Origin of the sequence: Micromonospora musae (assembly GCF_003626545.1) — a bacterium.
GTDB classification, from domain to species: domain Bacteria; phylum Actinomycetota; class Actinomycetes; order Mycobacteriales; family Micromonosporaceae; genus Micromonospora; species Micromonospora musae.
Map to the genome: position 1 here is coordinate 415,102 of NZ_RAZS01000001.1, position 24,561 is coordinate 439,662.

Here is a 24,561-nt window from a genome sequence, read left to right on the forward strand (position 1 = left end):
GCGACCCGCTAGTCGGCGAGGTGCACGGGCAGGCTCGTCACCACCACGCCGGGCAGGGCGCGCAGGGCACGGCGCAGGCGATGCTCCGCCCGGCTGTGCAGCAGCCGGTGCCACGGCCGCCGCACCACCACCTCGGGTACGACGACGGTGAGCAGGACGTCGGGGCGGGAGATGCGCAGCGCCTCCAGGTAGTGGGCGAGCGGCCCGATCGCCGTCCGGTACGGCGACACGATCGTCTCCAGCCGCACGTGGTCACCCCACGCCTCCCACTGCTCCCGGAAGCGGTCCGCCTCGGGATCCTCGGGGGCGATGTGCACGGCCAGGGTCGGCTGGCGCAGCGACGCCGCGTACGCCAGTGCCCGCAGCGACGCGCGGTTCAGCCGCGCGACCGGCACCACCACCAGGTGTTGTACCTGCTGCGGAAGCTCCTGTGCCTCGGCTGGCGCACCCGGTTCGGCCGCACCGGGCAGCGGCGCGACCGCGGCGGGCGGTGCGGGACGCCGGCCGTCCGGCGGCGCGTGCAGCGCCAGCGACCGGTGCAGCCGCCGGTAGTGCCGGTGGATGGCGAGCGAGGTGAGCACCAGCAGCGGCACGGCGACGACCACCAAGAAGGCGCCCTCGGTGAACTTGGTGATCGCGGCCGTCACCAGCACCACGCCGGAGAGCACGGCGCCGAGCAGGTTGATCGCCGCCCGCCGACGCCACCCCCGGCTCCGCCGCCGACGCCAGTGCACCACCATGCCGGCCTGGGACAGGGTGAAGGCGAGGAAGACGCCGACCGCGTAGAGCGGGATGAGCCCCTCGGTACGGCCGCGGAACGCGAGGAAGGCCGCGCCGGCTGTGACCGCGAGGGCGACCAGGCCGTTGCTGAACGCCAGCCGGTCCCCCATGTGCAGAAACCGGCGGGGTGCGTGCCCGGCCCGGGCCATGAAGAAGAGCAGCCGGGGAAATCCGTTGAACGCGGTGTTCGCGGCCAGCAGCAGGATCAGCGCCGTGGCCGCCTGCACCAGCGCGTACCAGGGGCCGGTGGGGAACGTCGCCCGGGCGAGCTGGGACAGCAGGGTGTTCTCCGGGGTCGGCACCAGCCCGTTCAAATGGATCAGCACGGTGAGCCCGACGAAGAGCGCCACCAGCATCCCGATCATCCAGCTGAGCGTCGTGCGGGCGTTTCGCCACTCGGGTGGGCGGAAGACCGGGACGGCGTTCGACACCGCCTCGATGCCCGTCATCGACACCGCCCCCGACGCGAAGGCGCGCAGCACCAGCAGCAGCCCCAGCCCCTCGGCGGCCGGCACCGCCGGCGGCGGGACCGGTTCGAAACCCCGGGCGCCGGCCCGCAGGTAGCCGACCAGGAGCACCGCGAGCAGCGCGAACACGAAGGCGTACGTGGGCCATACGAAGAGGTTCCCGGCGGCGCGTACGCCACGCAGGTTGCCCGCGAGCAGCACGGCGATCGTCAACAGCCCGAGCGGCACGGTGTACCGGGCCAGCCCGGGCAGCGCCGAGGTGACCGCATGCACCCCGGCCGCCACCGACACCGCCACGGTCAGCACGTAGTCGACCATCAGACCGGCCGCGGCGAGCAGTCCCGGCCGGACACCGAGGTTCTCCCGGGCCACCACGTACGAGCCTGCGCCGTGCGGGTAGGCGACCACCGTCTGCCGGTAGGAGAGGCCCACGGCGACCATGAGCACGGCCAGTACGGCGGCGAGCGGCAGCGACAGACCGAGCGCCGTGCTGCCGGCGAGCACCAGCACGGCCAGCATCGCCTCCGGCCCGTACGCCACCGAGCTGAGCAGGTCGGAGGAGAGCACCGGGAGGGCGACCAGCTTGCGCATCCGCTCGTAGAAGACCGCCGCGCTGGTCAGCGGCGGGCCGAACAGCGCCCGACGGCAGCGGAACAGCGCCTGACCCGCCCGGGTCGACGGGGCGTTCGCCGGCTCGGTCGCCACCAGTTCGCCCGGCTCGCCCGCCCGGAACATGGCGATCGGCGCGAGCCGCCCGAACCGGCCGGGGGCCGGCTCGGCCCGGGTCCGTTCGAGCGTCGGATCCAGCGGCAGCCGGTTCGGGGCGGGCGGAGGTCCGTCCGAGGGGACCTGCCATTGCTCACCGATGCTGCGCAACGCGCCCAGCTCCGCCCGGTCCAGCGGTGGAAACTCGGCCGAGGGCGTGACCACCGTCGCCGGCGCCCCCTCGCCCTCACCTCCACCCCCGTTCCCCCGCCCCCGCATACCCCGCCTTCCCGCTCCCCGCCGCGCTTCTCCTTCCCGCACTTTCACGGAAAGTGGGCGCTCCGGCGGCGGAATGGCGACTCTTTCGGAGAAAGTGCGCCCGCCCCGCCGTCAGCGGCGGTCGTCGGCGGGGGCGGTTAGGGGGGTGGCGTCGGGAGGGAGGGCGGCGGGGGTGGCGGCGGGGATGGGGGTGGGGGTGGCGCGGCGGGCCGCTCGGGCGCCGCCGAGCACCACCACGACCACGCCGGCCAGCAGCAGCGCCAACCCGGGCAGGGCGAGCGTCCGGGGCAGCTGACCGAGCCACACCCAGCCGAGCAGGGCGGCACCCGGCGCCTCCAGCAGGATCAGCACACTCACCGTGGTGGCGGAGACCCGCCGCAGCGCGTAGTTGAACATCGAGTGCCCCAGCAGCTGGGCACCGGCCACCAGGGCGAGGATGGCCAGCCAGGTGCGGCCGTCGAACCCGGTCACCGGCACCCCGCCGACCAGGCAGACGACCAGCAGGATCAACGAGCACACCCCGTAGCAGACGGTCGTGTACGTGGTGGTGCTGATGCTGACCCGGGCCCGTTCGCCGAAGGCGGTGTAGATCGCCGCGAACAGCCCACCGGCGACCGCGAGCAGGTCACCGGCGAACGCCCGGCCGGAGGCGGAGAAGTCCGCGCCGGTGGCGAGCACCGCGCCGGAGACCGCGACCCCGATGCCCGCCCACACCACCGGCGGCAACCGCCGCCCCTGGCCACGGGCGATCAGCCCCTGCCACACCGGCTGGGTGGCCCCCAGGGCGGTCGCCGCGGCGACCGAGGTGAGCTGGGCGCTCGGCATCCAGGTCGCGAAGTGGGCGGCGAGCGCGACACCGGAGAGCACGCAGTAGAGGCCCTCCCGTCGGCCGGCGCCGACGGTGAGCGAACGCAGCTCCGCGCGGCGGCGGGTCGCCGAGAACGGGCCCAGCAACGCGACCGAGAAGAGGTTGCGCCAGAACGCGACAGCCAGGGCGGGGGCGGCCGCGAAGGCGATGAGGGGTGCGGACGACGAGACGGCGACCACGGCGAGCGCGAGCGCCCCGACGGTCATCGGGTCGCGCGGCGGGCGGTGTTGAGCTGGGGACACGGGGAGCAATCCTCACACGACCCGAACGACCACGTACCGTCAGCGCTCCGCTACTATCACGCGGTCCGCGCCGGCGACCCCCTCACGCCCGGAGGCGCTCCCTCATGCCCAGGTTCCAGGCGGTGCTCTTCGACTTCTTCGGCACGCTCACCCGTTCCGTCCAGCGCGGTGTGGGCCACCAGGGCACCGCGCGACTGCTCGGCTGCCCGCCCGACACCTTCACGGCGGTGCTGGACCGGACGTTCTACCAGCGGGCCAGCGGCCAGCTCGGCAACGCCGAGGCGACCCTGCGTTGGGTCTGCGCGCAGGCCGGCGTACACCCGTCGGACGGCGCCGTGCGCGCGGCGGTGGCGTCCCGGCACCTGGCGGTACGCGCGGACACCCGGCTCCGGCCCGACGCGGTGCCGACGCTGGCCAGGCTGCGCCAGCTCGGGCTCCGCACCGGTGTGATCAGTGACTGCACCCACGAGCTGCCGGCCTTCCTGCCGGACCTGGCGATCGCCCCGCTGCTCGACGTGCGGATCTTCTCGGTGCAGGTGGGGCGCTGCAAACCGGATCCGGAGCTCTACCTGGCGGCGTGCCGCCGGCTCGGGCTCGCCCCGCACCAGTGCCTCTACGTCGGCGACGGGGGCAGCCAGGAGCTCACCGGCGCGGAGCGAGCCGGGTTGACCGCGGCCCGGCTGGCCGCGCCGGACCTCGCCGAGCACATGGTCTTCAACGCCGATCTCGGCTGGCGCGGCCCGCTGCTCGGCTCGCTCGCCGAGGTGCTCACCATGGTCGACCCCGGGACCGACCAGGCGGAGTCGCCGACGACCCGGTACGCGGCCACCGCTGCCGGCCAGCCCACCGGATGACCGCCCCGCCGGTCGCCGTCGGCGACCGGTGGGACCGCCCCGGTGGACGGTCGGCGACCGGTCAGCGGCGGCGGACCCGGTGCAGCCGGAACGGCTTGCGGGTGGCTCGGGCGGCGGGGGTGTCCCGGGGCGGCTCGGCGAGCGAGCCGGTGGGCAGCGCCTCCCCGGAGACGGTGTCGCCGGCCGGCGTGAGCCGCGTCAGCGCGCAGCCCTCGTCCGCCCAGCGCTGGATCAGCTCGGCGGTGGATCCGGAGGCGTTCAGCCGTTTCGCCGCGACCAGCGGTGCTACGGTCTCCCACTCCTCGCTGCCCGGCAGCAGCCGGTCGACGCGGGCCGACCAGGTGACGACCCGGCCGCCGTGGTCGCCCCGCATGGTGACCTGCGCCGCGGTCGCCTCGGCGAGCCCCGGTGCCGCCTGCTCGCCGGGACCGCTGACGACGAGCAGCGCGCCCTCCAGGGGAGCGCACCAGAGCCCCCGGGCCGGCTCGTCGGCGACGGTCACCCAGGCCACCGCAGCCTTCTTGATCACCTCGTCGACCAGGGGCGTGCCGCGCCGCCCGTCCTCGTCCGTCACAGTGGCATCCTCTCCCACCCGACCCGCGCCGGCATCGGCCTACGTACCGATTCAGCCGACGAACGGCGGCACCATGATCTCGCCCCGGGCCACCGGGACGACCTGGCCCGCCACCGTGGTCCCCACCGCCGCGCCGTTCGCCGCGGTGACCGTGCAGGCGAGCGAGGAGGGGCGGTTGATCTCGATGCCCTGCCGGACGGTGTAGCTGGAGCGGCCGTCGCCGGGGAGCAGACCGCTGGCCACCAGCCACACCCCGAGGCCCAGCGCCGCCGACCCGGTCGCCGGGTCCTCCGGAACACCCATGCCGGGCACGAAAACCCGGCTGTGCGCGGTTTGGCTCGCCGCGTCCCAGGAGAAGACGCTCACATGATCCACACCGACCCGCTGCGCCGCCGCCGGGTTCACCCGGGCGCGGGCCACCGCGTCAGGATGGACCGGCAGGTACGGGAACTCCAGCCCGCACCCGGCGACCCGGGGCGCCGGACCGGCGTGGTCGGCCACGGTGAGACCCGCGATCTCCAGCAGCGGCTCCGGGTCCAGCTCGGGGCCGAGGGTCGGTACGCCACCGGTGAGCGTCGCCCCGGTCTCGGTGACGTCGATCGGCATGATGCCGGCCGTGCACTCCTGCGCGACCTGCCCCACGCCGAACACGCCCCGCCGGGCCGCCACCACGGCCGCCCCGACACTCGGATGGCCGGCAAACGGAAGCTCGTCCGTCGGGGTGAAGATGCGGGCCCGGTAGGTGGCGCCGGCCTGTGTGGGCGGCAGCACGAAGACCGTCTCGGAGAGGTTGAACTCCAGCGCGAGCGCCTGCATCTGCTCGGTGGCCAGGGCTTCGGCACCGAACACCACGGCGAGCGGGTTACCGGCGAAGGGGCGGTCGGTGAAGACGTCCACGATCTCGTAGGACAAGGTCGACATGCTGGTAAACCCTAGGCGCTTAGGCTGGTGGCCGTGACATCGCCGACCCGCATCTACCTCGCCCGGCTGGCCGGAGTCGCCGTCTTCGATCCGAACGGCGACCTGGTCGGGCGGGTACGCGACGCGGTGGCCCGGCTCCGGCTGACCCAGCGGCCGGAGATCGTCGGTCTGGTCGCCGAGATGCCGATGCGCCGGCGGATCTTCCTCTCCATCAACCGGATCACCTCGATCGACGCGGAAGCCGTCGTGCTCGGCACCGGCACGCTCAACCTGCGTCGCTTCGAGAAGCGACCGAACGAGCTGCTGGTGCTCCAGGAGCTGCTGGACCGCCGGGTGCAGCTCGACCCGGGTGGCCAGGCCGGCGCGGTGGTGGACGTGGCGATGGAGTGCAGCCGGGGCGGCGAGTGGGCCCTCACCCGGGTGGCCGTACGCGAGCAGACCGGCCGGCTCACCCGCCGCGGTCACCTGCACCAGGTCGAGTGGGAACGGGTACGCGGGCTGACCGGCATCGCCGACGCCCGGGGTACGGCGAACCTGCTCGCCGTGCTGGAGGACATGCGCCCGGCCGACCTGGCGAACGTGTTGCAGGACCTGCCCGACGCGCGGCGCAACGAGGTCGCCGCCGCCCTCGACGACGAGCGGCTGGCCGACGTGCTCAGCGAGCTGCCCGAGCACGACCAGGTGGAGATCCTCGCCGCGCTGGACCGGGAGCGGGCCGCCGACGTGCTGGAGGAGATGGATCCGGACGACGCCGCCGACCTGCTCAACGAGCTGCCCCCGCCGGAGCAGGACGTGCTGCTCGACCTGATGCAGCCCGACGAGGCCGACCCGGTACGGCAGCTGCTCAAGTACAGCCCCGGCACCGCGGGCAGCATGATGACCTCCGAGCCGGTCATCATGCCGCCGGACGCCACCGTGGCGGAGGCGCTGGCGCGGATCCGTGAACCCCAACTCTCGCCCGCGGTGGCGGCACAGGTCTTCGTGGCCCGCGCCCCGATGACCACGCCCACCGGGCGCTACCTGGGCATGGTGCACTTCCAGCGGCTGCTCCGCGAACCGCCGGCCGACCTGCTCGGCGGGGTGGTGGTCAACGACATCGACCCGTTGCAGGCGGCCACCCCGCTGCCCGAGATAACCCGCCGGATGGCCACGTACGACCTGGTCGCCATGCCGGTCATCGACCAGAACAGCCGGCTCGTCGGCGCGGTGACCGTCGACGACGTGCTCGACCACTCGCTCCCGCGGGACTGGCGGGACCGGGACGCGATGACGGCCCCGACCGAGACGCCGGAAGGTATCGATGGCTGAGCAGCGGCGGGCGGGCCGGCTCGATCAGCCGCGTGAGCCACGGGGCGTGAAGCTGCCCCGCTTCGACCCGGAGGCCTTCGGCCGCTGGTCGGAGGGGATCGCGCGGAGCATGGGCACCGCGAACTTCATCGTCTACATGACGTTGGTGATCGGGATCTGGTTCGGCTGGAACACGCTGGCCCCGCCCAGCGTCCAGTTCGACCCGTACACCTTCACCTTCCTCACGCTCGTGCTGTCGCTGCAGGCCAGCTACGCGGCTCCGCTCATCCTGCTGGCGCAGAACCGGCAGGCGGACCGGGACCGGGTCGCCCTGGAGGAGGACCGGCGGCGGGCCACCGCGCAGAAGGCGGACACCGAGTACCTGGCCCGGGAGATCGCCGCGCTGAGGATCGCGCTGGGCGAGGTGGCCACCCGGGACTTCGTCCGCACCGAACTGGCCCGGCTGGCCGAGGAGTTGGACGAGGCGAACCAGCGCCGGCAGCGGCTCGACCGGCGTCAACCGGGGAAACCGATCCGCCCGGCGGGCAGCGACGGGCTGGCGGAGCCCCGGGACGAGTTGGACGGCGACTTCGCGCCGGACCGTCGCGAGGGCTCGGCGACCCGGCACGATTCGAACGGGTGACGCGGCCCGACCGGTGCCGCCCCCGGACGCTTGAACGCCGCGCGCCTCAAGGGGCCAGGCGAGCGGCGTTCCGCCTCGATCGTCCCACTTCGCCGGGTGGCCGTCCAGCCCCCGGCCGGGTGGCCGGTGGGGCCCATCGATTCGCTCACACCGCCCCCCGCTGACGCGGACACGGATCACTGCCGACGTAGCATTGCGGGCATGTCAGCACCCGCCAGCACCGTCGAGGACGCGATCCAGGCCGCCCTGGCCACGGTCAACGACCCGGAGATCCGCCGGCCCATCACCGAACTCGACATGGTCCGGTCCGCGGTGGTCGGTCCGGACGGCGTGGTTCGGGTCGAGCTGCTGCTCACCGTCGCCGGTTGCCCGCTCAAGGACAAGCTGCGCGCGGACATCACGGCCGCGGTCGCCGCGGTGCCCGGCGTGACGGGTGTGGAGATCGAGTTCGGGGTGATGAGCCCCGAGCAGCGCCAGTCGCTGCAGGCGAAGCTGCGCGGCGGCGCCGCCAGCGCCGAGCCGGTGATCCCGTTCGCCCAGCCCGGTTCCCGCACCCGGGTCTACGCGGTGGCCAGTGGCAAGGGCGGTGTCGGCAAGTCCAGCGTCACGGTCAACCTGGCGGCGGCGCTGGCCGCGCGGGGGCTCGCCGTCGGCGTCGTCGACGCGGACATCTACGGTCACTCGGTGCCCCGGATGCTCGGCGCGGACGGCCGCCCGACCCGGGTGGAAGACATGATCATGCCGCCGCAGGCGCACGGCGTGAAGGTGATCTCGATCGGCATGTTCACCGCCGGCAACGCGGCAGTGGTGTGGCGCGGCCCGATGCTGCACCGGGCGTTGCAGCAGTTCCTCGCGGACGTCTACTGGGGCGACCTCGACGTGCTCCTGCTCGACCTGCCGCCGGGCACCGGCGACGTGGCCATCTCGCTGGCCCAGCTGCTGCCCAACTCGGAGATCCTCGTGGTGACCACCCCGCAGGCCGCCGCCGCCGAGGTGGCCGAGCGGGCCGGCGCGATCGCGCTGCAGACCCACCAGCGGGTGGTCGGTGTGATCGAGAACATGTCCTGGCTGGAGCTGCCCGACGGCTCCCGGATGGAGATCTTCGGTGCCGGCGGCGGGCAGACCGTCGCCGAGTCGCTGAGCCGGACCATCGGTGCCCAGGTGCCGCTGCTCGGTCAGATCCCGCTCGACACCCGGGTCCGCGAGGCCGGCGACGCGGGCGACCCGATCGTGCTGGCCGCGCCCGAGTCGCCCGCCGCGGCGGCGCTGGGCCAGGTGGCCGACCGGCTCGCCGTCCGGCGTGAGTCGCTGCTGGGCAAGCCGCTCGGCCTCAAGCCCGCCGGCCGCTGACAACTGCGCCCGCACGGGCGGCACGCCACAACCCCGGGCCGTGAGCCGCCGCAGCGCTTGGCGGCGGCCGCTGCCCCGGCAAGCCGGGAGCCTCGGGTGCCGCCCGCTCGCCGACGAGTCCGTCCAGGTGCAAGCCCCGGAGCCTCGGGCGCCTCACGCCCGCCGACGAATACGTCCAGGTGCGCGCCCGGAGCCTCGGGCGCCGTTCGCTCGCCGACGATTACGTCCAGGTGCGCGCCAGGGCCCTCGGACGCCTCTCACCCGCCGACGAATACGTCCAGGTGCACGCCCGGAGCCTCGGATGCCGCTCCCTCGCCGACGAATACGTCCAGGTGCACGCCTTTGGAGCTGATGTCGTAGCCGATTCACGGCGGGTCGCCGTTGCCCAACGGCGGGCGGCCCGACCACGCGGGCGGTTCCGCCACCCGGGGCCCTGCGTCGCAACGGTCGCGTGATGGCGTGGACGACTCAGCTCCAAAGGGCGCGAACCCCGAGCATCAGCCTCCGCAGGCAGCTACGGCCGCGGCGCATCCCAACCGGGCTGACAGCCACCTGGCGCTGCCCCACCGGGACTCCCGGGCCGCGCCGCCCAGGCCGGCCGGGCCGAGCGGGCCGGGCCGAGCGGTGCGGGCCGAGCGGGCCGGGCCGAGCGGTGCGGGCCGAGCGGGTGGGGTCAGGTGGCGTCGTCGTAGCTGGCGCGCTGCGCCGGAGCGGGAGTGTTGCCGGTGGCCGTGGAGGTACGACCCCGCGGGTCCGCGGCGTCGGCCACGTCCTTCAGCTCGTCGCGGACACCCGTGACGTCCGCACGCAGGTTGTCGTAAACGCCCTGCAGCGGCTTCCGGATCGCCTGCTCGTCCTCCTCGCTGAGCAGGTGCTTGCGGATGAACGCCTTCGGGTGCAGATCCTCGAGCTGGATGTCGGTGCCGAGCTCCTTGCTCAGGTCGGTGGTGGCGCTACGCGCCATGTTGCGCAGGTTGCGCACCATCCGCAGCCCGTCGTTGATGACCGTGGGCAGCCGGTCACCGAAGATCAGCAGCGCCAGGAGCAGCAGCGCACCGATCTCCCACCAGTTCAGGTTGTCGAGCATCCTGCGGGTCCCCTCTCGGCGTCAGGAGCAAGACTACGCACGACGGGGGCGGGCCGGGGAGGGGGTGAGCCAGTGTTCACTTTGCGTCCGCAGCCAACGTCACCGAGGCGTTCTGCCTGCTCGACCCGCGGCGGTACTCGACCGTGACCACCGATCCGGGGGCGAACTTGCGGACCAGTGCGATCAGATCGCTCGGCTCGGTCATCGGCCGTCCGTTCAGCCGTAGGACCACGTCGCCGGCCCGTAGCCCCGCCGCCTCGGCCGGGCCGGACGGCTCGACCGACTCGAGGCGTACGCCGCCGCCGGGAACCGCCGCGTTCGGGCCGCCCACCTGCGCGCCGATCACCGTACGGCGGGCCTTGCCGGTGCCGATGATGTCCTGCGTCACCCGCTTCGCCTGGTTGATCGGGATGGCGAAGGCGAGGCCGATGTTGCCCGCCTCCTGCCCCTCCGACACCAGTGACTTGATCGTGGAATTCACCCCGATCACCCGACCCGCCGAGTCGACGAGCGGGCCGCCGGAGTTGCCGTGGTTGACCGCGGCGTCGGTCTGGATGGCCGCGTAGTAGCGGACCGGCCCGCCCGGCTCCCCGGCCTGCATCGTCCGGTCCAGGGCGCTCACGATGCCGGCGGTGACCGTGTTCGTCAGGGAGAGCGGCGAACCGATGGCCAGCACCGGATCACCCACCGCCAGCGCGTCGGAGTCGCCGAACTCCACCGCCCGCAGGCCGGAACGCTCCACCTTCATGACGGCGATGTCCGACTCCGGATCCTGGCCGACCAGCTTCGCCGGGGCAGAGGTGCCGTCGTTGAAGATCACCGAGGCGCGGCCGGTGCCGCCGGCCACCACGTGGTCGTTGGTGATCACGTGCCCGTCGGCGCTCGCGATGAAGCCGGAGCCCTCGCTCGTCCCGCCGAGGCTGCTCATCCGGATGGTCACGACGCTGGGCAGCACCCGTTCGGCGACCGCGGCGAGGGATTCCGGCCGGCGCTGGGCCAGTGCGGGCGCCTGCCCCGGTTCGGCGCCGAGCACCGTGCCGCCCGCGACCCCGCCACGCACCGCCAGCGCGTAGCCGAGAGCGCCGCCGAGCGCACCCGCGAGCAGCGCGGTGACCAGCGGGATGAGAAGCAGCTGGCGCAGCCTCGGCCGACCGGGCGCATCCGGATCGCTGACCGGTTCGGGCTCCGTACCGGCGTTGTTCGCCAGCGGGACGACCACCGCCGCCGGCGCCGCCGGGTCCCGCCACGGGTCGGCGAGCGCGTCGGACCACCAGGGCGACGCGGGGTGTCCCGGCGTCGCGGCCGGCGGGCCGCCCGTCACCGGCGGTGCCGCCGACGCCGGAGCATCACCGGGCCGGCGCCAGTCCCAGCCGTCGGTCACGTTGGTGCCTCCCAGTCCGTCCCCCGGGCCCCGCGTCTCGCGACCACGACAAGCGCGTCCGGGCCGCGGCTGACGGGACACCGCTTCCAGGATTGCACGGATGTCCGGGTTGGGGTCAGCGGTTGTCGTCGTGATCGCGTGAGCGGGACGCGCGGCTGCGCGTACGGAGGGCCCGCTCTAGGCTCATAGCCGCGAACCCACCCCTCGCACCACTTCGCCGCCCGGAGGTGCCCCATCGCCACGGTCGCCGGTTCCGGCAGTTCGACGAACCCGGCCCTGCACTTCGCCGAGTCGTACGTCACCGAGGACCTCGTGCTCCGCACCGCCCGCAGCCTGGCCCACGAGGTGGGTCTCGATGCGGTGACCCCCGGCGCGGGTGCCGCGCTGCGCCTGCTCGCCGCCGCCGGCAACGCCCGCGCGGTCGTCGAGATCGGCACCGGCACCGGAGTGAGCGGGGTCTGGCTGCTGCGCGGGATGCGCGCGGACGGCGTGCTCACCACCATCGACGTCGAGGTCGAGCATCAACGGATCGCCCGGCGGATCTTCACGGAGGCGGGCTTCGCGGCCGGCCGTACCCGGATCATCACCGGCCGCGCCTTCGACGTGCTGCCGCGGCTCGCGGACGGCGCGTACGACCTGCTCTTCGTCGACGCCGAGGTGACCGGCTTCCACGCCTGCGTGGACGCGGCGCTGCGCCTGCTGCGCCCGGGCGGCGTCCTCGTGCTCAACGGGGTGCTCGCCGGCGGCCGGATCTGGGACCCGGCCGCCCGGGACGCGGAGACGGTGACGGTCCGGGAGACGATCAAGGCGATCCGGGAGTCGGAGCACTGGATCCCGGCCCTGCTGCCGGCCGGGCACGGGCTGCTCGCCGCCGTCAAGTGCTGACCGCCCCGGCGGGCCGTCGGTCCGCCGGGACGGGACGCCACCCGCCGGTCAGTCGAGCGTCGCCAGCCAGCGCAGCAGCGACCGTACGCCCCAACCGGTCGCGCCCTTGGTCAGCTCCGCGTCGTCGGAGTCCGCCCAGGACGGCGCCGACATGTCGACGTGCACCCAGCGGTCACGCAGGTCGTCGGTGAACTCGCGCAGGTAGAGCGCGGCGAGCACCGATCCGGCCCCCTGCGCCGGCGCGCTGAACAGGTCCGCCACCTCGCTGCCCAGGTACTCGACGTACTCCGACGGCAGCGGCATCCGCCAGGCCTGCTCCCCGGACGCGTCGACGGCGGCGAGGAAGCCGGCGGCCAGCTCGTCGTTCTCGCTGTAGAGGGCGGCCGTGCGCTTGCCCAGCGCCACCGCGTTCGCGCCGGTCAGCGTGGCCAGGTCGACCAGCACGTCGGGCTTGAGTTCGCGCACCGCGTAGCTGATCGCGTCGGCGAGGACGAGCCGCCCCTCGGCGTCGGAGTTGGTGGTTTCGCTGGTCACCCCGCCGTAGTGGCGCACGACGTCGCCGGGGCGGAACGCGGAGCCGCTCACCGCGTTCTCGGCGAGCGGGGCCAGCGTGGTGACCCGGACGGGCAGGCGCAGCGCGGCCGCGCCGAGTGTGGCGGCGACCACAGCGGCGGCCCCGCCCATGTCCTTGCGCATCAGCTTCATCGCCGGCACGGGCTTGATCGAGATGCCGCCGGTGTCGAAGGTGATGCCCTTGCCGACCAGCACCACGTGGGTACGCGCACCGGCCGGGTGCCAGTCCAGCTCGACCAGGCGCGGGGTGCTCGCCGAGCCGCCACCGACGGCGAGGATGCCGCCGAAGCCCTCGGCCGCCAGCTCGGCCGGGCCGCGTACCCGCAGGTGCAGGTCCGGCGTGCCGTCGGCCCGCTCCGCGATCTGACCGGCGAACCACTCGGGGCTCTTCACCGAGGAGGGCATGTTGGTGAGGTCGCGGGCCAGCCGGGTCACCCGGGCCGTGGTGCGGGCGGTCTCGACCGTCGCCAGGTGGTCGTCCGGATCGGCGACCACGAGGTCCACTCCGGCCAGCGCGGGCGCCTCACCGGCGTCGGTCAGCCGGAACCGGTAGGAGGCGAGCAGCAGCCCCTCGTAGAGCCCCCGCACCGCGTCCGGGGAGGCGTCGGCCGGCAGCACCACGGTGGCGTGCTGCTCGCTGGCGACCGTCCGGGCGATCGCCGCGCCGGCCCGCCGCCAGCCCGCCTCGTCTCCGTCACCCACCCCGACCAGGACCAGCACGCCGGGGGCGCGCCCCGGGCGGAGCTGGGTCCGGATCTCGCCCGCCCGACCGGTGAGGCGCGCGGCCCCTACCAGTGCGGCGGCCTCGTCAGCGACGCCGTCGGGCAGCGTTGCCGTGGTCAGGACCGGAACGGCCGGGGCGTCGCCGCCCTCCGCGTCGGCGGCCGGTCGAACGGGCAGGACGAGTGTGTCGAGCCGGTCGGGCTCGGCGAACAGACGGATGGCGAGCACGCGGAACCGTACCTCCAGGAAATTTCTCGATGCGGGGCGTTCCGCACCGGTGAAGCCCTGAGCCACCGGCCGGGCCGGTGGCTCAGGGTATGACGAACCGTCGGGACGGCTGGCGCCGCCCAGATCGTTTCTCGATCAGCCGGCGGCCGCCTTCAGCGCGTCACCGAGCGCGTTGGCCTCGTCTGGAGTCATCTCGACGACGAGCCGGCCACCGCCTTCCAGCGGGACCCGCATGACGATGCCCCGGCCCTCCTTGGTGACTTCCAGCGGACCGTCGCCCGTCCGCGGCTTCATCGCCGCCATGTTGTCTCCCCTCAGACCTACACCAGGGTCGGTGGGTTGCCCCACAGCCACTTCCTCACGACCACCGCGATCATCGCGGGGGCGTCGACCAACGATTTTCCCTGATGAACACCGCCGGACCCAAACCGAAGCAGCATTGATGTAACAGCATCTAGCTTATCTTGAGAAGGCCTGTCACAATGTGCGGTCATGCAGGCACGGTCGGCACTCTTCGACCTGTACGGCGACCACCTCCGGGCGAGGGGTGGCCGGGCACCGGTGGCCGCCCTGGTCAAGCTGCTGGCACCGCTGGGCATCGCCCCGCCGGCGGTCCGCACCGCGGTCTCCCGGATGGTCCGCCAGGGCTGGCTCGACCCGCTCAAACTGTCGTCCGGGCCGGGTTATTCGATCACCCCGAAGGCGGCCCGGCGACTCGACGAGGCGGCCGCGCGGATCTACCGGACGGGGCGGATCGGCTGGGATGGCCGGTTCGACCTGCTCGTGCTGGAGGCGCCGAACCCGCGCCGGGAACGCCAACGGCTCGCCGCGAACCTGACCTTCCTCGGCTACGGGACGCTCGACGAGTGCACCTGGGTGGCGACCCGCCCGGGCGAGGACGTGGACATCCTGCTCAGCGAGGCGGGGGTGCGCTACGAGCGGTTCACCGCCACGCACGCGGCCGGCACCCCGGGCGCGATGGCCGTGGTCCGCCGCGCCTGGGACCTCACCGAGATCGGTCGGGCGTACGAGCGGTTCGTGGCCGAGCAGCGACCCGTGATCGCGAAGGTGACCGTCCGCAGCGGCGACGAGGAGGCGTACGCCGCCCGGTTCCGGCTGGTGCACGCGTGGCGTACCTTCCTGTTCCGGGACCCGCAGCTGCCCCCCGCGCTGCTTCCGGAGCGCTGGCCCGGCGCCGCCGCGGCCAGTTTCTTCGACCGGCACGCCGCCCGGCTGCGCCCCGCCGCCGACCGGTACGTGGAGAGATGCCTCGACGCCGGCAACCGCATCGCCCGACAGAAGGGTCGTTAGACAAGTGACCGAGCCGCTGCTCGTCGACCGGACCGACGCCGTCGTCACGCTGACGCTGAACCGCCCCAAGGCGATGAACGCGTTCGACGTGGCGCTGAAGGAGGCGCTCCGGGAGGTCCTCGCCGAACTGGAGACCGACCGCACCTGCCGGGCCGTGGTGCTCGCCGGGGGGGGCGGCTCGTTCAGCGCCGGGCAGGACCTGCGCGAGCACGTGGCCACCCTGGAAGCCGCCGGTGGGGATCCGCTCTCCACCGTCGGGGCGCACTACAACCCGATCGCCGCCCGGCTGGCCAACCTGCCGAAGCCGGTGGTCGCGGCGGTGCGCGGAATGGCCGCCGGGGCCGGCGCCTCGCTGGCCTTCCTGGCCGACATCCGGGTCGGCGGCCCCAGCACCAGCTTCCTGATGGCGTTCGCGAAGGTCGGGCTCGCCGCCGACACCGGCGCCTCGTGGACGCTGCCCCGGCTGGTGGGCCACGCCAAGGCGATCGAGCTGCTGATGCTCGCCGAGCCGGTACGCGCCGAGGAGGCCTGCCGGCTCGGGCTGCTCAACCGCCTGGTCGACGACGACGAGCAGGTGCTGCCGGCGGCGCAGGAGCTGGCCGCACGGCTGGCCGCCGGGCCGACGGTCGCGTACGGCGCGATCAAGCGGCAGCTCTCCATCGCCGACGCCGGCACCCTCGCCGACGCGCTCGCGGCCGAGGCTCAGGCGCAGAGCATCTGCGGCGGCACCGCCGACCACCGGGCGGCCACCATGGCCTTCGTCGCCAAGGAACGGCCGGTCTTCGAGGGGCGCTGAGCGGGCGACAGACGGGTCACGACCGGACTCAGTCGTCCTCCTCCGGGTCCTGGTTGGCCTCGGCCCCGAGCACGAACGCCTGCATGGCGAGCTCGTCTCCGGCGGGCGAGACGAAGGCGGGCAGCTCCCGGGGGCCCAGCTCCTGCACGTACGCCCAGAAGAGGCGGGCCGCCTCGGCCGGCGAGTCGGCCTCGATCGGCAGGTCGAGGCTGACCAGCCAGGTGCGCCGGGGCGGCGGCGGGCCGAGCCGCTCGGCCAGCGCCCGGTGGACCGCCGGGTCGAGCGGGGTGACCGGCCCGACGGGAGCGAGCTGACCGGCCGGCAGCGGCTCGTCGAAGACCCGCCTGGTGTACGTCACCACCAGCGCCGCCTCGCGGTCGGACTGCGGGTCCTCCGGGTCGTCGGGGCGGACGCCGCTGGGCGGGGCGACGCGGCCGAGCGCCACCACCCGCACCGGGTCGTCGATCAGCACCAGCACGTCGTCGCCGGGGCGGGCGCGCACGGCCTCGTCCAGGCCGGTCAGTTCGAGGGTGTCGTGGTGCACCAGACGTTCGGCGTCGTAGCGGCCGGCGGGCAGCAGGACGGCCCAGGCGCCGGCGCTCGACGCGCGGCTCGTCCCGTCCGCCCGGTGCGCGATGTCGGTCGTCATGCCCACCATCCCATCACGCCGTGCCGGTCGGCTCGACGTGGCAGCCGTCGAGATGGTCGTCGACCATCCCGGTGGCCTGCATCAGCGCGTACGCCGTGGTCGGGCCGACGAACCGGAAGCCGCGCTTCTTGAGCGCCTTGGCCATCGCGGTCGACTCGGCCGTGATCGCCGGCACCTCGGCGAAGGAGGCCGGCCGGGCCGGTCGGGGGGCCGGGGCGAACGACCAGAGCAGCGCGGAGATCCCCTCCGGCAGCTCCGCCGCCGCCCGCGCGTTCGCGATCGCGGCCTCGATCTTGGCGCGGTTGCGGACGATGCCGGCGTCGGCCAGCAGCCGGGTCACCTCGGCGTCGCCGTAGCCGGCCACGGTCGGGATCCGGAACTCGTCGAAGGCCAGCCGGAAGGCGGGGCGCTTGCGCAGGATGGTCAGCCAGGAGAGCCCGGACTGGAACGCCTCGAGCGTCATCCGCTCGTAGAGCGCGTCGTCGCCGTGCAGCGGCTGCCCCCACTCGGTGTCGTGGTAGGCGGCGTAGTCGGGGGTGCTCGCTCCCCAGGCGCAGCGCGGTAGCCCGTCGGCGCCGATCACCAGGTCAGTCACGCGCCCACGCTAGGCCACGCCACCGACAGCCCGGCACTTCCGGCCGTCTCAGGGCAGCCGGCCCTGCTCGACCAGGCGACCGAACCGCCGCAGCGCCCGGGTCAGCCCGAGCTTGGAGCCGGGCCAGACCACCGGCCAGGCGACCCGTCCGGCCGCGCCGCCGGGGAGGTGGAACCATTCGTGCCAGACGACCTGCGTCCGGTCCCGGGCCAACGGGGTGCAGCGCAGCACGCCGGGACCGCGCAGCAGCGGGCCGCAGTGCACCACCCCGATCTCGTACGGCTCGTCGACCCGGACCACCCGCATCTCGTCGCGGAGCTCGGCCGGGCCGAGGGCGGTCAGCGCCTCGACGAGGCTGCCCTCGCGGCCGTCGCCCTCGACCACCCGGACCCGGGTGAACGGGATCCAGTCGGACTGCCGCTCCCAGGCGAGCAGCGCCGCGAAGACCCGTTCCGCCGGGGCGTCGACGATGACCGTCGCGGTCACCTCGCCGGCGCCCGGCTGGGCCGCCTCGGGCAGGTCCTCCCCGCGCTGCTCTGCGGTCACACCGGCTCCGAGCGCACCACCGGGCCGGGCCCGCCGGCGCCGTCGGCCGGCTTGCTCCGGGCGGGTGCCGGGTCGTCCGAGTCGGCTCGGGCGGGGCCGAGGAAGCTGGTCCCGCCGGAGGCGACGCCGTTCGTGGCGACGAAGGGCTCGGCCGCGCTGACCGCCACGTCCGCCGAGCCGCCCGGACGGTCGTCGCCGGAGACGGCCACGATCCCGGTGGCGGCCGACCCGCCGAGGGCGGACTGTTCGCGCGCCCGCCGTAGGGCCTCCGCGTCCGCCGTCCGACCCTCCCGCAACGCGGCGACCTCCGCTTCCAGCACACCTATCAACTCGGACTTGTAGCCGAGGTCGTAGGCGGCGCGACGCAACGCCCGATCGACCTGGGCCATCTGGTACCCACGCAGCACGGTGTCGAACCGGATCTCCTCGACGTCCGTTTCCCGCAGCGGGCGGTCGCCCGGCAGCGGCACGGCACGGCCGTCCGGTTCGGCCGGCACCAGACCCGGATCACGACCGGTGACCAGCACCGCCACCCCGAACACCACCGCCGCGACGGTCAACGCCACGACCAGCATGAGCAGAACCTGACCCATGCACAGATCGTGGCATGCCGAGCGGGCCGGAGCGAGCCCGCCACCGACGCCGGGCCGACGGACCGTGCGAACGCCGTGCGGGCGGACCGGTTAGCGTCGGGACCGGCCGGTGCGGGGAGCGCCCGCGGGGCTCGGGGTGAGGGAGGCGGCAATGGCCGGGGAGCTGCGGCTCGGTGGGCGGAGGTTCGCCGCCGGAGAGCTGGTGGTGATGGCGATCGTCAACCGCACACCGGACTCGTTCTTCGACCGGGGGGCGACGTTCGAGGCGGAGAGCGCGCTGCGGGCGGTGGAGCGGGCCGTGACCGAGGGCGCGGAGATCATCGACATCGGCGGGGTGAAGGCCGGCCCGGGTGACGAGGTGGACGTGACCGAGGAGATCCGCCGCACGGTCGGCACCATCGCCGCCGTCCGCGCCGCCTTCCCGGACGTGGTGATCTCCATCGACACGTGGCGGGCGGAGGTCGCCGTGGAGGCGGTCGCCGCCGGGGCCGACCTGCTCAACGACACCTGGTCGGGCGCGGACCCCGCGCTGGCCCGGGTCGCCGCGGAGACCGGCGCCGGGCTCGTCTGCTCGCACGCCGGTGGGCTGGCACCGCGTACCCGCCCGCACCGGGCGGCCTTCGACGACGTCGTGGGCGACGTGGTCACCACGGTGACCGGGCTCGCGGAGCGCGCGGTCGGGTTGGGGGTACGCCCCGACGGGATCCTCATCGACCCGGCGCACGACTTTGGCAAGAACACCCGGCACTCGCTGGAGATCACCCGTCGGCTCGACGAGCTGACCGCTACCGGCTGGCCGCTGCTGGTCGCGCTCTCCAACAAGGACTTCGTCGGGGAGACGCTGGACCTGCCGGTCGAAGAGCGGCTGGAGGGCACCCTCGCCGCGACCGCCGTCTCCGCCTGGTTGGGCGCGCGGGTGTTCCGGGCCCATCAGGTGCGGCCCACCCGTCGGGTGCTCGACATGGTCGCCTCGATCCGTGGCGACCGCCCGCCGGTGGCGACCCGGCGCGGCCTCGCCTGAGCCGCCCGGCACTCGGCGCTCGACGCCCGGCGCCCGGCGACCCGCGAACGCCGGTTCACCCGCGACAGCGACCGGTCAATCGGTCGGTCGGGCGCTCAGGTCCAGCGCAGGATGTTGCGGCGCCAGGCGTAGAGGATGCCGAGCGCCAGCACCGCCACGAAGATCGCCATCTCGACGACCGTGACCAGGCCGAACCCCGGCCGGTCGAAGACGACGGCCCAGGGGAAGAGGAACACCGCCTCGACGGCGAAGAGCACGTAGAGGTACGCGTACACGTAGTAGCGGATCTGCATCTGCGCCCAGTCGCCGCCGACCGGATCGATCCCGCACTCGTAGCTCGCCCGCTTACCGGCCGGCTCGGCGGGACGCGCCGGGCGCAGCACCCGGTTGGCGGCGAACGCCGCCACGAAGAAGAGCGCGCCGACGAGCAGCAGGAGCCCGAGCGTCGCGTACGAGCCCAGGTAACCGTCCACGGTCGGCAGCCTACCGCCCGGCTCATTGACCGGTACCGGACACGTTACGGATTTGTTTCCGGGTGGGACTGGTGCCGTCGGGCAACCATGCCGACGATGAGACCCCTGATCCGTCGTCACCGGAGGACCGATGGCCAGCGTGGACGTACCACCCGGACGCCGGGGCCGGCGAGCCCTGCCCGCGCTCGGCATGTCCGTCGTGCTCTGCGCGTTCGCCGCGCTCGCCGTCCTGCCGCTCCCGGCCGCTCCCACCGGTCCGGCGACCCGCCCGATCGCGGTGCTCACCGACCCCGAAGAGCAGGGCGGCGAGACGCCGACGGCGGAGCCGACCGCCACCGACCCCGGGCCCACCACCGCGCCACCGACCATCGACCCGCCGCAGGAGACCGGGCCGCCGCCCACGACCGACCCGCCGCTGCCGACCACCACCGCGCCGCAGACGGTGGCGCCCACCACGGCCGCGCCGACCTCGGGCGCCCCCACGAAGCCGTCGAGGCCCTCCGTGCAGCCGTCGGCGCCGCAGAGCGCCCCCGCAGCGCACCCGCTCGGAGTCCGGATCGAGACCGGTGACGTCACGCTGACCGCCGGGTACTGGAACGCGCGCAGCACGGTCACCACGCTGCAGGTGACCGTCACCAACACGGGGAGCGCGACCGCCCGGGTCGGCCTGTCGTACCGGCTGCCCACCGGGTTGACCGACGCCGGCACGGCCGGCTGCGCGCCGGCCGCCGGCGGCGGGTACCGCTGCGGGGATTGGACGGCCCCGGCGGGCGCCCGGTTCAGCAGCCTGATCCGGGTCCGGGTCGCCGGCGACGCGTGGCGGCGGATGCCGTTGGGCGGTTCGGTGGCGGTCACCGCCGCCGCGCCGGGAGTGGCGGGGAGGGTCGGCGACGACGAGGGTTTCGCGGTGCTCTTCCCGCCGGGGCCCCCGGCGGCGGGCATCGCCCTCGACACCGACGAGGTCACCTTCGACATCAGCGGGACCGCCGCTGACCTGGCCGTGCGGCTCGCCAACACCGGCTCGGTGGACGCCGCCGGCCGGATCGACGTGCTGTTGCCCGCCGGGGTGAGCGTGCCGGCGCCGCCCGCCGGCTGCGTACCGCTTGAGGAGACCCGGACCCGGTGCGACCTGGGGACGGTCCGCGCCGGGCACCGCGTGGAGCTGCGCCTGCCGGTGGCGGCGACGCCGGCCGCCCAGCGGGACGCGCCGCTGGCGGGCGCGGTGATCGCCCGGCTCGCGCCCTCCGGCGGGGGCACCCGGCAGGTGCAGATGAGCTTCCGGATCAGCGCCGCGGTGGCGCTGGCCACCCCGGTGGCCGCTCCCGCGCCGACGGGCTCGCAGGGCGTCCTGGGCGTCGGCGCAGGGCTGCCGGACGCACCGACCGGCAGCCCGGAGCGACGCCTCGCGATCGTCCTCGTGGTGGTCTCGACGCTGCTCGTCGCGCTGGCGCTCGGGCTGGTCGTCACGTCGCTGCGCCGACGGCTGCCCGGAGCGGCGTCGGCGGGGCGGGAGTGACGTCGCGGTCCGATCGGCGCAGCGGGGACATCGGCCGATGGTGATCTCCATTACCGCACGGGACGCGAAACACCACTAAGTGGTGAATTTCACCCCCCGATTCGGTCCCGGACGATGAACCTCCGGGGAAGGTGACGGGTCGGTCCGACGTAGGCTCTGAGGTGAGAAACCACATGCGGGCCGGACCACCCACGGCCGGCGCGGTGCGGGGTGCGTCAGGGAGGTCACGTGGCCGGGCAGGGCGGGATCACCAGCAACTCGGGCCGCCACCGCGCGCAGCGAAGCGAGGTGCAGGCGTGAGCAAGCAGATCCGTCAACTGGACCGGGTGGTGATCCGGTTCGCCGGTGACTCCGGCGACGGCATGCAGCTGACCGGTGACCGATTCACCTCCGAAACGGCCCAGCTCGGCAACGACATCTCCACGCTGCCCAACTTCCCCGCGGAGATCCGGGCACCCGCCGGCACCCTGCCGGGCGTGTCGAGCTTCCAGGTGCACTTCGCCGACTACGACATCCTCACCCCCGGCGACGCGCCGAACGTGCTGGTGGCCATGAACCCGGCCGCGCTCAAGGCCAACCTGGCCGACCTCCCGCGCGGCGCGGACATCATCGTGAACACCGACGAGTTCACCAAGCGCAACCTTTCCAAGGTCGGCTACCAGGCGAGCCCGCTCGAGGACGACACGCTCGCCGGCTACGCGGTGCACCCGGTCGCGCTCACCTCGATGACCGTCGGCGCCCTCGCCGACCAGGACGTGTCCAAGAAGGACGCCGAGCGGGCCAAGAACATGTTCGCCCTCGGGCTGCTCTCCTGGATGTACTCCCGCCCGTACGAGTCGACGCTGCGCTTCCTGGAGCGCAAGTTCGCCCGCCGGCCGGAGCTGGTGGCGGCGAACGTGGCGGCCTTCCGGGCCGGCTGGAACTTCGGCGAGACGACCGAGGACTTCGCGGTCCGCTACGAGGTCAAGCCGGCGAAGATGCCGCCCGGCACCTACCGCAACATCACCGGCAACGCAGCGCTCTCGCTCGGCCTGGTCGCCGCGGGCGTCCGCTCCGGGCTGCCGGTCTTCCTCGGCGCCTACCCGATCACCCCGGCCTCGGACATCCTGCACGAGCTGAGCAAGCACAAGAAGTTCGGCGTGCTCACCATGCAGGCCGAGGACGAGATCGCCGCGGTCGGCGCGGCGCTCGGCGCGTCGTACGGCGGGGCGCTCGGCATCACCACCACCAGCGGCCCGGGCGTCGCCCTCAAGAGCGAGACGATCTCCCTGGCGGTGGCGCTGGAGCTGCCGCTGCTCATCGTCGACGTGCAGCGGGCCGGGCCCTCGACCGGCATGCCGACGAAGACCGAACAGGCCGACCTGAACATGGCCCTCAACGGCCGCCACGGCGAGGCCCCGGTCGCGGTGATCGCCCCGAAGTCGCCCGCGGACTGCTTCTACGCGGCCCTGGAGGCGGCCCGGATCGCCCTCACCTACCGCACTCCGGTGATCCTGCTGTCGGACAACTACGTCGCGAACGGCTCCGAACCGTGGCTGCTGCCCGACGTCGACTCCCTGCCCGACCTGCGGGTGGAGTTCGCGACCACGCCCAACGGCGAGGACGGCACCACCTTCCTGCCGTACCTGCGCGACCCGGAAACGCTGGCCCGCCCGTGGGCCATCCCCGGCACCCCCGGTCTGGAGCACCGGATCGGCGGGCTGGAGAAGGCCGACAAGACCGGCGACATCTCCTACGACCCGGCGAACCACGACTTCATGGTCCGCACCCGCGCCGCCCGCATCGAGACGATCCCGGTGCCGGACGTCGAGGTCGAGGACCCCGACGGCGACGCCCGGGTGCTGGTGCTCGGCTGGGGCTCGACGTACGGGCCGATCGGCGCCGCCTGCCGCGGCCTGCGTCAGCGCGGGCTCTCGGTGGCGCAGGCGCACCTGCGCCACCTCGCCCCGATGCCGGCCAACCTCGGCACGGTGCTCCGTTCCTACGACCGCGTGGTCATCCCCGAGATGAACCTCGGCCAGCTGGCGCACGTGATCCGCGCGAAGTACCTGGTCGACGCGATCGGCTACAACCAGGTCCGCGGCCTGCCCTTCACCGCCGCGGAGCTGGAGACGATGCTGGAAGAGGTCCTCAAGAATGTCTGAGCCCATCGCCCTCAAGCTCACCGCCAAGGACTTCAAGTCCGACCAGGAGGTGCGCTGGTGCCCCGGTTGCGGTGACTACGCGATCCTGGCGGCCGTTCAGGGTTTCATGCCGGAGCTGAACATCCCGCGCGAGCGGATCGTCTTCATCTCCGGCATCGGCTGCTCCTCCCGCTTCCCGTACTACATGAACACGTACGGGATGCACTCGATCCACGGCCGCGCCCCGGCGATCGCCACCGGCCTGTCGGCCACCCGGCCGGACCTCTCGGTCTGGGTGGTCACCGGTGACGGTGACGCGCTCTCCATCGGCGGCAACCACCTGATCCACGCGCTGCGGCGCAACGTCAACCTCAAGATCCTTCTCTTCAACAACCGGATCTACGGGCTGACCAAGGGGCAGTATTCTCCCACCTCCGAGGTCGGAAAGATCACCAAGTCGACTCCGGTCGGCTCGGCGGACGCGCCGTTCAACCCGCTCTCGCTGGCGCTCGGCGCGGAGGCGACCTTCGTGGCCCGCACCATCGACTCCGACCGCAAGCACCTCCAGTCGGTGCTCCGGGCGGCCGCCGAGCACGAGGGCTCCGCCTTCGTGGAGATCTACCAGAACTGCAACATCTTCAACGACGGCGCGTTCGAACCGCTCAAGGAGCACGGGATCCGCGACGACTACCTGATCCGGCTGGAGCACGGGCAGCCGATCACGTTCGGCAAGGACGGGCAGTTCTGCGTCGTACACCCGCCGGGCGGCTTCGGCCTGGAGGTACGGGAGACCGCGGCGACCCGCCCGGAGGAGATCGTCGTGCACGACGCGACCGTCACCGACCCGGCGTACGCCTTCGCGCTCTCCCGGCTGCCCGGGCTGGACCTGCGCAACACCCCGATCGGGGTGTTCCGCGCGGTCGAGCGGCCGTCCTACGAGAACGTGGTACGCGCCCAGCTCGACGCCGCCCGGGCGGAGGTCAACGAGACTCCCGAGCAGCAGCTCGCCGGCCTCCTGAGCAGCGGGGACACCTGGACGATCCTCTAGGGTCTGTTTCATAAGACCGCGCCCGGCTGCGCCGGGCTGGACG

General features: G+C 73.8%; 24 protein-coding genes. 11 read left to right on the forward strand and 13 right to left on the reverse strand.

What is annotated here, in order from left to right; genetic code table 11:
* Window positions 1-8: 8 nt before the first annotated feature.
* Complete coding sequence (locus D7147_RS01950) at window positions 9-2,231, reverse strand: APC family permease (protein ID WP_120673500.1); 2,223 nt, start codon at window positions 2,229-2,231, stop codon at window positions 9-11.
* A 111-nt stretch (window positions 2,232-2,342) separates the two neighbouring features.
* Window positions 2,343-3,305, reverse strand: coding sequence for a DMT family transporter (locus D7147_RS01955; RefSeq protein ID WP_120673501.1), 963 nt, complete (start codon window positions 3,303-3,305; stop codon window positions 2,343-2,345).
* 140 nt (window positions 3,306-3,445) lie between these two features.
* Here D7147_RS01955 and D7147_RS01960 point away from each other — a divergent pair, with 140 nt between their 5' ends.
* The gene (locus tag D7147_RS01960; protein ID WP_120673502.1) at window positions 3,446-4,195 is read left to right on the forward strand and encodes an HAD family hydrolase; all 750 of its coding nucleotides are present in this window, start codon (window positions 3,446-3,448) and stop codon (window positions 4,193-4,195) included.
* A gap of 61 nt (window positions 4,196-4,256) precedes the next feature.
* On the opposite strand, the gene D7147_RS01965 is transcribed toward D7147_RS01960, so the two are convergent.
* Together D7147_RS01965 and D7147_RS01970 are read right to left on the reverse strand one after the other, a co-directional pair.
* On the reverse strand, window positions 4,257-4,769 hold the full coding sequence (locus D7147_RS01965) for a hypothetical protein (RefSeq protein ID WP_120673503.1): 513 nt from the start codon (window positions 4,767-4,769) through the stop codon (window positions 4,257-4,259).
* Between the two features lie 51 nt (window positions 4,770-4,820).
* A complete protein-coding gene (locus tag D7147_RS01970; protein WP_120673504.1) occupies window positions 4,821-5,690 on the reverse strand; it encodes a PhzF family phenazine biosynthesis protein in 870 nt (289 codons plus the stop codon).
* A 33-nt stretch (window positions 5,691-5,723) separates the two neighbouring features.
* Here D7147_RS01970 and D7147_RS01975 point away from each other — a divergent pair, with 33 nt between their 5' ends.
* The 3 genes from D7147_RS01975 (at window position 5,724) to D7147_RS01985 (ending at window position 8,970) form a co-directional block, all read left to right on the forward strand.
* Window positions 5,724-6,998: a magnesium transporter MgtE N-terminal domain-containing protein gene (locus D7147_RS01975; protein WP_120673948.1), complete on the forward strand. Its 1,275-nt coding sequence runs from the start codon at window positions 5,724-5,726 to the stop codon at window positions 6,996-6,998.
* Entirely contained in the window at window positions 6,991-7,620 is a 630-nt protein-coding gene (locus D7147_RS01980; protein ID WP_120673505.1) for a DUF1003 domain-containing protein, read from the forward strand. The genes D7147_RS01975 and D7147_RS01980 overlap by 8 nt, the downstream gene beginning before the upstream one ends.
* 201 nt (window positions 7,621-7,821) lie before the next feature.
* On the forward strand, window positions 7,822-8,970 hold the full coding sequence (locus D7147_RS01985; protein WP_120673506.1) for a P-loop NTPase: 1,149 nt from the start codon (window positions 7,822-7,824) through the stop codon (window positions 8,968-8,970).
* 673 nt (window positions 8,971-9,643) lie between these two features.
* Here D7147_RS01985 and D7147_RS01990 read toward each other — a convergent pair.
* Together D7147_RS01990 and D7147_RS01995 are read right to left on the reverse strand one after the other, a co-directional pair.
* Complete coding sequence (locus D7147_RS01990; protein WP_120673507.1) at window positions 9,644-10,057, reverse strand: Sec-independent protein translocase family protein; 414 nt, start codon at window positions 10,055-10,057, stop codon at window positions 9,644-9,646.
* Between the two features lie 76 nt (window positions 10,058-10,133).
* Window positions 10,134-11,453 (reverse strand): S1C family serine protease, encoded by a 1,320-nt coding sequence (locus D7147_RS01995; RefSeq protein WP_199734065.1) that lies wholly within the window; start codon window positions 11,451-11,453, stop codon window positions 10,134-10,136.
* Between the two features lie 297 nt (window positions 11,454-11,750).
* Between D7147_RS01995 and D7147_RS02000 the strand changes: the two genes are divergently transcribed.
* Entirely contained in the window at window positions 11,751-12,323 is a 573-nt protein-coding gene (locus tag D7147_RS02000; protein WP_120673509.1) for an O-methyltransferase, read from the forward strand.
* A gap of 48 nt (window positions 12,324-12,371) precedes the next feature.
* On the opposite strand, the gene D7147_RS02005 is transcribed toward D7147_RS02000, so the two are convergent.
* Entirely contained in the window at window positions 12,372-13,847 is a 1,476-nt protein-coding gene (locus D7147_RS02005; protein ID WP_120673510.1) for a leucyl aminopeptidase family protein, read from the reverse strand.
* Between the two features lie 135 nt (window positions 13,848-13,982).
* Window positions 13,983-14,150 carry a DUF3117 domain-containing protein gene (locus tag D7147_RS02010; protein WP_007455245.1) on the reverse strand — a complete coding sequence of 56 codons (168 nt, stop codon included), beginning with the start codon at window positions 14,148-14,150 and terminating at the stop codon, window positions 13,983-13,985.
* Window positions 14,151-14,339: 189 nt separating this feature from the next.
* Here D7147_RS02010 and D7147_RS02015 point away from each other — a divergent pair, with 189 nt between their 5' ends.
* Window positions 14,340-15,158, forward strand: coding sequence for a PaaX family transcriptional regulator (locus tag D7147_RS02015; RefSeq protein ID WP_120673511.1), 819 nt, complete (start codon window positions 14,340-14,342; stop codon window positions 15,156-15,158).
* Between the two features lie 4 nt (window positions 15,159-15,162).
* Window positions 15,163-15,954 (forward strand): enoyl-CoA hydratase-related protein, encoded by a 792-nt coding sequence (locus D7147_RS02020; RefSeq protein ID WP_120673512.1) that lies wholly within the window; start codon window positions 15,163-15,165, stop codon window positions 15,952-15,954.
* 28 nt (window positions 15,955-15,982) lie between these two features.
* Here the strand turns inward: D7147_RS02020 and D7147_RS02025 are convergent, their stop codons facing one another.
* Genes D7147_RS02025 through D7147_RS02040 form a run of 4 tightly spaced genes read right to left on the reverse strand, consistent with a single transcriptional unit; the run spans window position 15,983 to window position 18,337 of the window.
* The gene (locus tag D7147_RS02025) at window positions 15,983-16,603 is read right to left on the reverse strand and encodes a hypothetical protein (RefSeq protein WP_120673949.1); all 621 of its coding nucleotides are present in this window, start codon (window positions 16,601-16,603) and stop codon (window positions 15,983-15,985) included.
* A 13-nt stretch (window positions 16,604-16,616) separates the two neighbouring features.
* Window positions 16,617-17,198: a DNA-3-methyladenine glycosylase I gene (locus tag D7147_RS02030; protein ID WP_120673513.1), complete on the reverse strand. Its 582-nt coding sequence runs from the start codon at window positions 17,196-17,198 to the stop codon at window positions 16,617-16,619.
* Window positions 17,199-17,246: 48 nt separating this feature from the next.
* Window positions 17,247-17,744, reverse strand: coding sequence for an SRPBCC family protein (locus D7147_RS02035; RefSeq protein ID WP_120673514.1), 498 nt, complete (start codon window positions 17,742-17,744; stop codon window positions 17,247-17,249).
* A complete protein-coding gene (locus D7147_RS02040) occupies window positions 17,741-18,337 on the reverse strand; it encodes a DivIVA domain-containing protein (protein WP_120673515.1) in 597 nt (198 codons plus the stop codon). Before D7147_RS02040 ends, D7147_RS02035 begins: the two co-directional genes overlap by 4 nt.
* Before the next feature lie 151 nt (window positions 18,338-18,488).
* Here D7147_RS02040 and folP point away from each other — a divergent pair, with 151 nt between their 5' ends.
* The gene (gene folP, locus D7147_RS02045; RefSeq protein WP_120673516.1) at window positions 18,489-19,358 is read left to right on the forward strand and encodes a dihydropteroate synthase; all 870 of its coding nucleotides are present in this window, start codon (window positions 18,489-18,491) and stop codon (window positions 19,356-19,358) included.
* A 95-nt stretch (window positions 19,359-19,453) separates the two neighbouring features.
* On the opposite strand, the gene ndhC is transcribed toward folP, so the two are convergent.
* Entirely contained in the window at window positions 19,454-19,831 is a 378-nt protein-coding gene (ndhC, locus tag D7147_RS02050) for an NADH-quinone oxidoreductase subunit A (protein ID WP_120673517.1), read from the reverse strand.
* A gap of 130 nt (window positions 19,832-19,961) precedes the next feature.
* On the opposite strand from ndhC, the gene D7147_RS02055 reads away from it, so the two are divergent.
* From D7147_RS02055 to D7147_RS02065, 3 genes are all read left to right on the forward strand, one after another.
* Entirely contained in the window at window positions 19,962-21,347 is a 1,386-nt protein-coding gene (locus D7147_RS02055) for a hypothetical protein (protein ID WP_120673518.1), read from the forward strand.
* A gap of 296 nt (window positions 21,348-21,643) precedes the next feature.
* Window positions 21,644-23,491 carry a 2-oxoacid:acceptor oxidoreductase subunit alpha gene (locus tag D7147_RS02060; protein WP_120673519.1) on the forward strand — a complete coding sequence of 616 codons (1,848 nt, stop codon included), beginning with the start codon at window positions 21,644-21,646 and terminating at the stop codon, window positions 23,489-23,491.
* A complete protein-coding gene (locus D7147_RS02065) occupies window positions 23,484-24,518 on the forward strand; it encodes a 2-oxoacid:ferredoxin oxidoreductase subunit beta (RefSeq protein WP_120673520.1) in 1,035 nt (344 codons plus the stop codon). Before D7147_RS02060 ends, D7147_RS02065 begins: the two co-directional genes overlap by 8 nt.
* Window positions 24,519-24,561: the final 43 nt, after the last annotated feature.